This is a genomic window from Arthrobacter sp. NPDC056691 (assembly GCF_042791415.1).
In the GTDB taxonomy this organism is placed as follows: Bacteria; Actinomycetota; Actinomycetes; order Actinomycetales; family Micrococcaceae; genus Arthrobacter.
The window spans coordinates 109,256-118,039 of the sequence record NZ_JBHTXX010000014.1 but is presented as its reverse complement, the minus strand read 5'-3'; the positions used below and the strand labels follow the sequence as shown (position 1 = coordinate 118,039).

Genomic DNA, 8,784 nt, shown 5'->3' with positions numbered 1-8,784 from the left:
GCCCCCGCTACCAGCAAGGTAGCGGGGGCATCGCGTTTAAGCCAGGAAACCCGTCAGGCATCCACCGGCCGGATCGTGTGGATCCGTTCCAGAATCGCGTTCTTGAGGTTTTCCGGCGCTGCCTCGGTACAGGAGCGCTTCACCACTTTCCGGATGACGCACTCAAGATCGTACTGCTGCGCGCATTCCGGGCACTCGTCGAGGTGTTGCTTGATCTCCGAAAGGTCGCTGCGGGTCAACGCACCGTCCAGGTACTCGTAGATGCGCTGCATCCTTGTGTCGTCGCAATCGCCCAATCCCTGGCAGTCGCTCATTTCCCGTTCTCCTGTTTGTTGCTTTCCGTTGCCGCCGTGGCGTCTGCAGCAGCCTTGAATCCCCGGTCGGCGGCGTAGTCCGCCAGCATGTCCCGCAGCATCTTCCGGCCCCGGTGGAGCCGGGACATCACAGTGCCGATGGGGGTGTTCATAATGTCCGAAATTTCCTTGTACGCGAAGCCCTCGACGTCGGCGAAGTACACGGCCAGGCGGAACTCCTCCGGGATGGCCTGCAGCGCCCGCTTGACGTCCGAATCCGGCAGGTGGTCCAAGGCCTCGGCCTCGGCGGACCGCAGGCCGCTGGAGGTGTGGGACTCGGCGCGGGCGAGCTGCCAGTCCTCGATGGTGTCCGAATTGGACTGCAGGGGCTCGCGCTGCCGCTTCCGGTACAGGTTGATGTACGTGTTCGTCAGGATCCGGTACAGCCAGGCCTTCAGGTTGGTGCCTGGCTTGTACTGGTGGAAGGCCGAGAACGCCTTGGTATACGCCTCCTGCACGAGGTCCTCGGCATCGGCCGGGTTCCGCGCCATGCGCATGGCTGCCGAATACAGCTGGTCCACGTACTGCATGGCGTCGCGCTCAAACCGGGCCCGGCGCGCTTCGGCGCTCTCCGAGCCGACGTCGATATCCTCTGCCGCTTCAGCGGCGGGTGACGTGCCATTGTCCGGGATGCCGTTGGCGGCGTCCTCCTGTGTGGCCTGTAGGGCCGGGTCCACGGTGCTCATTGCCTTCAAGTCTACGTTGATCGGCACCGGCCGCCCCTTACGGCGTGCCGTGCCGTGGTCGGAGCCCGGGAAGGCACCCCCGGCCTCAAGCGCATCGGCCTCCGGTACCACAAACGGCCGCATCCTGACGGGACTTCGCACCCCCACAGCTTCCTTTACCAACGTCAACGCTCCATCTCCACTCCGTTTGCTAAGACAGCCTGCTAAGACCCGCCTGCCAAGACCCGCGATCGTGCGGCGGTCCGCGCTCTTGCCGGTTCCGGCCAAGCCCCAGCCGCCGCTGAACACCGGAAACTGCGCAGAACGCCGCCTGCAGACTGCTTCCGGCCTGAAGTGCACAACGACGCGCGGTGGGCAAATATTCCGCAAAAGTGCAAGACTAGAACCGACTCCGCCGCGGCCACCGCGGCTCGGCCATCCAGGAGGAAATTCATGTCCTTTGTCCGCTTTTTTGCCCGGCCGATGCTGGCCTCAAGTTTCATCCTCGCCGGAACGGACAAGCTCAGGCATGCGGACGACACCGCGCAGCAACTGTCGCCCCTCCTGCGCCGCGCCGCCGAAGCCCTGCCGTTCCAGACGGACGAGAAGGTCTTGGCCCGGATCATCGGCGGAACGCAGGTGGGTGCCGGCGTCCTCTTCGCGCTCGGCAAATCTGCGCGCCTGGCGGCCTCGGTACTGGCCGTCATCTCGGCACTGAACGCCTTCGTTGAATGGCGCAGCGCCGACATCAGCAGCAAGGAGGGCCGCGAAGCCCGCCGCAACCAGTTGCTCAAGAACATCACCCTGACCGGCGGTGTGTTGCTCGCCTCCGTGGACACGGCCGGAAAGCCCAGCCTCGCCTGGCGCGCAGAGCACCTCGCTGCCGACGCGCGGAAGACCGCGAGCCACCTCGCCGCCGACGCACGCAAGACCACGGGCAAGAAGCTGCACAGCGCCGACAAAGCAGTCCGCAAGGCCGATAAGGCAGTCCGCAAGGCTGTTGACCACGCAGTGGGGGCATAAGCGGGAATGACAGCATCATCCACGGGAGCGCCCGCTGAAAACTCCGGCGCTGCTCCGCACTGGCCCGCGCCGTTTGCGGAGCAGCCGGTTGACGCCACGGTCCGCGTGCCGGGCTCAAAGTCGCTGACCAACAGGTTCCTGGTGCTCGCCGCACTGGCCGACGGGCCGTCCCGGCTCCGGGCGCCGCTGCACTCCCGCGACTCGGCGCTGATGATCGCTGCCCTCCGCCAGCTTGGCGCGGACATCCGGGAGGTGCCGGGCGACGGCGCCTTCGGCCCGGACCTGGAGGTGACGCCGATTCCGGCCAACTCCAGCGGTGCCGACGTCGCCATCGACTGCGGCCTTGCCGGAACCGTCATGCGGTTTGTTCCGCCGATGGCGGCACTCCGCAGCGGCGCCACCGTTTTCGACGGCGACCCCCACGCACGGGAGCGCCCGATGGGGACCATTATCGAGGCCCTTGCAGGCCTCGGCGTGCCCGTCGGCGGGGAAGACGGTGCAACGCCAACGTCGCTGCCGTTCCGGGTTGAAGGCACGGGACAGGTCCGCGGCGGCCACCTGGTCATTGACGCCAGCGCCTCGTCCCAGTTCGTCTCCGCCCTGCTGCTGGTGGGGGCACGGTTCACGGACGGCCTTCACCTTGAACACTCCGGCAGCTCGGTGCCGAGCCTGGACCACATCAACATGACCATCGCCGTGCTCCGCGGCGCAGGCGTGGTGGTGGATGACTCCACGCCCAACCACTGGATTGTCAGCCCCGGCCCGATCCGTGCGTTCGACCAGCGGATCGAACAGGACCTGTCCAATGCAGGACCGTTCCTGGCTGCCGCACTGGCCACCGGCGGCACGGTGCGGATTCCGGACTGGCCGGAGCACACCACGCAGGTGGGTGACATGTGGCGCAGCATCCTCAGCGACATGGGTGCTGCCGTCACCCTGCAGGACGGCACCCTGACGGTGACCGGAGGCAGCGAAATCAAGGGCGCGGACTTCGCCGAAACCAGCGAACTGGCGCCCACCGTCGCCGCGCTGTGCGCGCTGGCCTCCGGCCCCTCGCGCCTGAGCGGCATTGCCCACCTTCGGGGACATGAGACGGACCGGCTCGCCGCGCTCGTCACGGAGATCAACCGCCTCGGCGGCGATGCAGAGGAAACCGCGGACGGATTGATCATCCGGCCAGCGGAACTGCACGCCGGCGTGGTGCACAGCTACGCGGACCACCGGATGGCCACCGCCGGGGCCATCCTCGGCCTGGCGGTCAGAGGTGTGGAAGTGCAGGACATCGCCACGACATCCAAGACCATGCCGGACTTCCCGCAGCTGTGGGCGGGCATGCTCGGCCAGCGGAGCAATGCTGTTTCAAACAGGGCAGCGACCGACACCGCGGGGACCACCGGTGGCACGCAGCACTGATTCCTGGGACGAATCCGATGTCCGGATCCGGCCGAACAAGAAGGGTTCGAGGCCCCGGACGAAGGACCGCCCCAGCCATGAGGACGCCGTCACGGGGCGGATCATCACCGTTGACCGGGGACGTTACACGGCAGTCGTAGGCGAGGACTCCGGCCATGAGCGGACCGTCATCGCCGCCCGCGCCCGGGAATTGCGCCGCTCCCCCGTGGTGGCGGGTGACTTCGTGTCCCTCGTGGGTGATGTCTCAGGCGCACCGGACACCCTCGCCCGGCTCGTGAAGATCCTGGACCGCAAGACGCTGCTGCGCCGCAGCGCCGACGACACCGATCCGGTGGAACGCGCCGTTGTGGCCAACGCTGACCAGCTGGTGGTGGTTGTCGCTGCCGCCAACCCGGAACCCCGCACCGGGTTCATCGACCGGGCGCTGGTGGCCGCCTATGACGCCGGAATCGAGCCGCTGCTGCTGGTCACCAAGGCGGACGTCAAAGACCCCACCGAGCTGCTGGGCAACTACCGCCATCTCGACTTTCCGGTCATTATCAGCCGCACTGCTGACTCTGACGCATCCGGCATCGACGCCCGGTCCGACGACGGTCTCTCCGCCCGGCTCGACGTTGCCGCGGTGTCCGAACTCCGCGCCCATCTGGACGGCAAGGTGACAGTGATGCTGGGCCACTCCGGCGTCGGAAAATCCACCATGGTCAACGCGCTGACCGGCGCCGAACGTGCCACCGGCGGCGTCAATGCCGTAACGGGCCGCGGAAGGCACACGTCGTCGTCGGCCCTTGCCCTCAAGCTCGCTGACGCCCCGGCCGGGAGCTGGATCATCGACACGCCGGGCATCCGCTCCTTCGGGCTGGCCCACGTCGACCCGGACCGCATCCTGCACTCCTTCCCCGACCTTGAGCCGGGCACCGAGGCCTGCGAACGCGGCTGCAAGCACGACGCCAGCGCCGTCAACTGCGGCGTGGATGCATGGGTCGCGGCCGGCCACGCCGGCCCCACGGGAGCGGCCAGGCTCGCGTCCCTGCGCCGCCTCCTGGGCACCGACCCGCGCGCGGAGGGCCAGGAAACCAAGGAACTCGGCAGCGTCGGATAGCCTCCCCCGGCGCAGCCCGGCCACTGCCTCCCCGCCCCGCCGGGCCTTTGAGGGTAGTTTGGAACCATGACCCAACCCGCTTCAACGTACAACGATGACCTGCGTCTGGCCCATGTGCTGGCCGATTCCGTGGACGACCAGACCATGAGCCGGTTCAAGGCGCTGGACCTTAAAATCGAGACGAAGCCTGATCTGACGCCGGTCACCGATGCGGACAAGGCCGCCGAGGAGTCCATCCGCGGCCAGCTGTCCCGCTCCCGTCCCCGTGACGCCGTGCTCGGTGAAGAGTTCGGAAGTTCCGGCCACGGTTCCCGCCGCTGGATCATCGATCCCATCGACGGAACCAAGAACTTTGTCCGCGGGGTGCCGGTGTGGGCCACGCTGATCGCCCTGGTCGATGAGGGCGAACCCGTCGTGGGCGTGGTCAGCGCCCCTGCGCTCGGCAAGCGCTGGTGGGCGGCCAAGGGCGCAGGGGCGTACTCGGGCCGTTCCCTCGCCGCCGCGACCAGGCTCAAGGTATCCAACGTGTCCAGCCTCGCCGACGCCTCGCTGTCCTACTCAAGCCTCGGCGGCTGGAAGGACCGCGGCAACCTCGATGAATTCCTCCGGCTCACCGAGGATGTGTGGCGCACCCGCGCCTACGGCGATTTCTGGTCCTACTGCATGGTGGCCGAAGGAGCGGTGGACATCGCCTGCGAACCGGAGCTGAACCTGTACGACATGGCGGCGCTGGTGCCGATCGTGACGGAGGCAGGCGGCCGTTTCACCTCCCTCGAAGGCACGGACGGCCCGTTCGGCGGCAACGCCCTGGCGACCAACTCGATCCTGCACTCGGAGGTCCTGAAGCGGCTGAACCCGCAGCTGGACGATTTGCTCTAGCTTTCCCCCCTCCCCCGGCGCCTTAGCGCTGAATATTACGACGGCGGTCGTCCCCTTTTGGTGACGACCGCCGTCGTTTATTCGGCCGTGAGCCGCATATCCATGCTGCGTAATAATCCGCTTAACATTCCGAACCGGCTTTTTCATCGCCCCTCCGGATGTCCTAGTCTCGTAACAGGTCACGAGTGCCAGCGCTAAACCCCGGTTAGCTGGCCGGCAACCCTCCATTCGCGGTGGGGTGCCCCGGGTGACGACCAGGCCGATCCGGAACGGACCCGGCAAGCGCGGATCCCCGTCACACGGGGTCCTTTCTCAGTGAGGTCCCATGACGACTGCAATCATTTCCCCCACCACCGACGCTGGCGTGCTGGACGGCCGATTTGCCGCCGCAGGCCGTCCCCTGGCCGCCGTCACCGGCGCGGAAATCCAGGCTCCGCTGATCCAGGGCGGCCACGTCCGCTATGCCAACCTGGACTACGGCGCCTCCGCGCCTGCCCTGTCCGTCGTTTCTGCATACCTCAACGAGATCCTGCCGTACTACGCAAGCGTGCACCGCGGCGCGGGTTATGCCTCGCAGATCAGCACGTCCGTGTACGAGAACGCGCGGGACATCGTGCGGGAGTTCGTGGGCGGCCGCGCCGATGACGCCGTCATCTTCACCCGGAACACCACCGACTCCCTCAACCTCCTGGCCGGTTGCCTGCCGGTGGAGGGGCACCACCACACCGGTGAAGTGCTGTACCTGGACATCGAGCACCACGCCAACCTGCTGCCGTGGCAGGGTGTGCCGCACCGCAGCGTCGTGGCCTCGGAAACGCTGGAAGCGACCATCAGCAGCCTGCGCACCGAACTGGAGCACGGTGACGTCAGCCTCCTTGCCGTGACCGGCGCCTCCAACGTCACCGGCGAGATCCTTCCGATCCGGCGCCTCGCTGCGCTGGCCCACGAATACGGTGCCCGGATCGTGGTTGACGCCGCGCAGCTCGCGCCGCACCGGCGCGTGAACATCGCCGCGGACGACGTCGACTACCTCGCCTTCTCCGGCCACAAGCTCTACGCCCCCTTCGGGGCCGGCGTGCTGATCGGCCGTCCCGACTGGCTCGACGCCGGCAACCCCCACCTCGCCGGCGGCGGCGCTGTGAGCGAGGCCAGGCTCGACGGCGTCAGCTGGGCCACCGGCCCCGCCCGCCACGAGGGCGGCTCACCCAACGTGCTCGGAGCCGCCACCCTGGCCCGGGCAACCCAGGTCATCGCCGCCCTGGATCCGCAGAGCTGGCATGCCCATGAGGCCGCCATCCGGTCCTTCCTCGTCGAGGGGCTACGCAAGATCGACGGCGTCACCGTCCACCAGATCTTCGAGGACAGCGACCCGGACGACGCCATTGGCGTGGTCAACTTCTCCTTGGAGGGTTACGACGCCGGCCTGGTGGCCGCTTACCTGTCGGCCGAACACGGCGTGGGACTCCGCGACGGCCGCTTCTGCGCGCACCCCCTGCTCAAGCGCCTAGGCCTGCCGTCCGGCTCCCTGCGCGCCAGCTTCGGCGTTGGGTCACGGCTCGAGGACGCCCAGCGGCTGCTCGCCGGCATCGAGGAGCTCCGCCGCTCCGGCCTCGGCTGGGACTACGTGGTGGACGCCGGTCGCTGGGTTCCGGCGAACGACACCCGCACCTACCCCGCGTGGGCACCCAACACCCCCGGCACCGCCGGCGCCGCCCCCTGCGTGCAGGACTAACCTCCGCCCCGGCCTGCCACGGCGGAGGTCCACGCCAGCGCACCCTGTACGGTAAATTCGAAAGGTAATTTTCGACGTCGGACTAAGGAGACTGTGCGTGGCACGGGGCGGTCCCAAACTTCATCACGGACGGCGTCAGGAGCTCGGGCAGAGCTTCCAGGACGGCGGCGAGCATTACCACCGCGTCCGTCCCGGCTACCCTGCCGATTCCGCGGACTGGCTTATTCCGGCCGGGGCCCGCACAGCTGCCGACATCGGCGCCGGAACCGGTAAATTCACGGCCTTGCTGGTGGAACGCGGGCTGAGCGTCACCGCCGTGGACCCTTCCGCGGACATGCTGGAGCAGCTCAGCCGTGTCTTTTCGGGCGGTGACTACCGCCCGGTCCGGGTTCTGGAAGGGACCGCGGAGGAGACCGGACTGCCCGACGCGGCATTCGACGTCGTCAGCGTTGCCCAGGCGTGGCACTGGTGCGACCCCGCGCGGGCCAGCACCGAGATTTCCCGGATCCTCAAACCCCACGGGGTACTGGGCCTGATCTGGAACCAGCTGGACACCTCAGTGCCGTGGGTGCACCGGCTGTCCCGCATCATGCACGCGGGGGACGTCCACAAACCCGACTTCCGCCCCAAAGTCGGCCCGGAATTTACGTCCCTGGATAGCCACCTGACCCGGTGGGAGGATCCCGTCACCCCGGACGACATCCTCGAACTGGCCAAGTCCCGCAGCTATTACCTGGCGGCCAACGACGCCACCCGCGCCAAGGTCACCGGCAACCTGACCTGGTACCTGCACGAGCACCTGGGGCATGCCGAGGGCGCACTGCTGCAGCTTCCCTACCTCACCCAGACCTGGCGGGCTGTCAGGGCCGAACGCCGTGGTGGCAGCGGGTAGGCTTGACGCTGTGAAGACCAGTACGCCCTCCTCCTCGATCGAGGACTACGTTAAGGTCATCTATTCCTTCACGGAATGGCAGGACAAGCCCATCACCTCCACCCAGCTTGCACAGCGCCTCGGCGTGGCCAATTCCTCGGTTTCCGAGATGGTGCGCAAGCTCAAGGACCAGGGCCTGGTCCTCCACAAGCCCTACAGCGCCATTACGCTCACGCCCGAGGGTGTCCGGCTTGCCCTCTCCATGGTCCGGCGGCACCGGCTCATCGAGACGTACCTGGTCAAGGACCTCGGTTACAGCTGGGACGAAGTCCACGACGAGGCCGAACAGCTGGAACACGCAGTCTCGGACACCTTCATTGAGAGGCTGGCAGCCCGCCTGGGCAACCCGTCACGGGATCCGCACGGCGATCCGATTCCCGCCGCAGACGGCACCGTCCGGATGCCGTCTGCCCACCGGATGATCGAGCTCGACGACGGCCACACGGGCAGGATTACCCGGATCAGCGACGAGAACCCGGAGCTGCTGCGTTACCTTGCCGCGGAAAAGATCAGCCTCGACGCCGACGTCGAGGTGCGCGGCCGCAAGCCCTTCGGCGGCGCACTCGTGGTCCGCATCGGCTCCCCCGGGACCAGCCGTGACGTTGACCTGGCCGACGAAGTGGCCTCCGCACTGTGGATCCACAGTGACTCCGCGCATCCCGGCTGCCGCATGGCCGGCCTGTAGGCAC

At 67.6% G+C, this 8,784-nt stretch carries 9 protein-coding genes and 1 riboswitch; of the genes, 7 read left to right on the top strand and 2 right to left on the bottom strand.

Going from position 1 to position 8,784, the window contains the following annotated elements; all coding sequences use genetic code 11:
* Positions 1-53: 53 nt before the first annotated feature.
* The gene (gene rsrA, locus ACFRAU_RS13315; RefSeq protein ID WP_377998188.1) at positions 54-314 is read right to left on the bottom strand and encodes a mycothiol system anti-sigma-R factor; all 261 of its coding nucleotides are present in this window, start codon (positions 312-314) and stop codon (positions 54-56) included.
* Complete coding sequence (locus ACFRAU_RS13310) at positions 311-1,162, bottom strand: sigma-70 family RNA polymerase sigma factor (protein ID WP_378000247.1); 852 nt, start codon at positions 1,160-1,162, stop codon at positions 311-313. The genes rsrA and ACFRAU_RS13310 overlap by 4 nt, the downstream gene beginning before the upstream one ends.
* Before the next feature lie 309 nt (positions 1,163-1,471).
* On the opposite strand from ACFRAU_RS13310, the gene ACFRAU_RS13305 reads away from it, so the two are divergent.
* From ACFRAU_RS13305 to ACFRAU_RS13275, 7 genes are all read left to right on the top strand, one after another.
* Complete coding sequence (locus ACFRAU_RS13305; protein WP_377998187.1) at positions 1,472-2,041, top strand: DoxX family protein; 570 nt, start codon at positions 1,472-1,474, stop codon at positions 2,039-2,041.
* Between the two features lie 6 nt (positions 2,042-2,047).
* Positions 2,048-3,454 carry a 3-phosphoshikimate 1-carboxyvinyltransferase gene (gene aroA / locus ACFRAU_RS13300; protein WP_378000241.1) on the top strand — a complete coding sequence of 469 codons (1,407 nt, stop codon included), beginning with the start codon at positions 2,048-2,050 and terminating at the stop codon, positions 3,452-3,454.
* Positions 3,438-4,553, top strand: a complete 1,116-nt coding sequence (locus ACFRAU_RS13295; RefSeq protein ID WP_378000240.1) for a ribosome small subunit-dependent GTPase A — start codon at positions 3,438-3,440, stop codon at positions 4,551-4,553. Before aroA ends, ACFRAU_RS13295 begins: the two co-directional genes overlap by 17 nt.
* A 66-nt stretch (positions 4,554-4,619) precedes the next feature.
* Positions 4,620-5,432, top strand: coding sequence for a histidinol-phosphatase (hisN, locus tag ACFRAU_RS13290; RefSeq protein WP_377998184.1), 813 nt, complete (start codon positions 4,620-4,622; stop codon positions 5,430-5,432).
* Between the two features lie 177 nt (positions 5,433-5,609).
* Positions 5,610-5,723, top strand: a riboswitch (SAM riboswitch).
* Between the two features lie 34 nt (positions 5,724-5,757).
* A complete protein-coding gene (locus tag ACFRAU_RS13285) occupies positions 5,758-7,164 on the top strand; it encodes an aminotransferase class V-fold PLP-dependent enzyme (RefSeq protein ID WP_378000239.1) in 1,407 nt (468 codons plus the stop codon).
* A gap of 97 nt (positions 7,165-7,261) precedes the next feature.
* The gene (locus tag ACFRAU_RS13280; RefSeq protein WP_378000238.1) at positions 7,262-8,056 is read left to right on the top strand and encodes a class I SAM-dependent methyltransferase; all 795 of its coding nucleotides are present in this window, start codon (positions 7,262-7,264) and stop codon (positions 8,054-8,056) included.
* 10 nt (positions 8,057-8,066) lie between these two features.
* Positions 8,067-8,780, top strand: a complete 714-nt coding sequence (locus ACFRAU_RS13275) for a metal-dependent transcriptional regulator (protein ID WP_377998136.1) — start codon at positions 8,067-8,069, stop codon at positions 8,778-8,780.
* Positions 8,781-8,784: the final 4 nt, after the last annotated feature.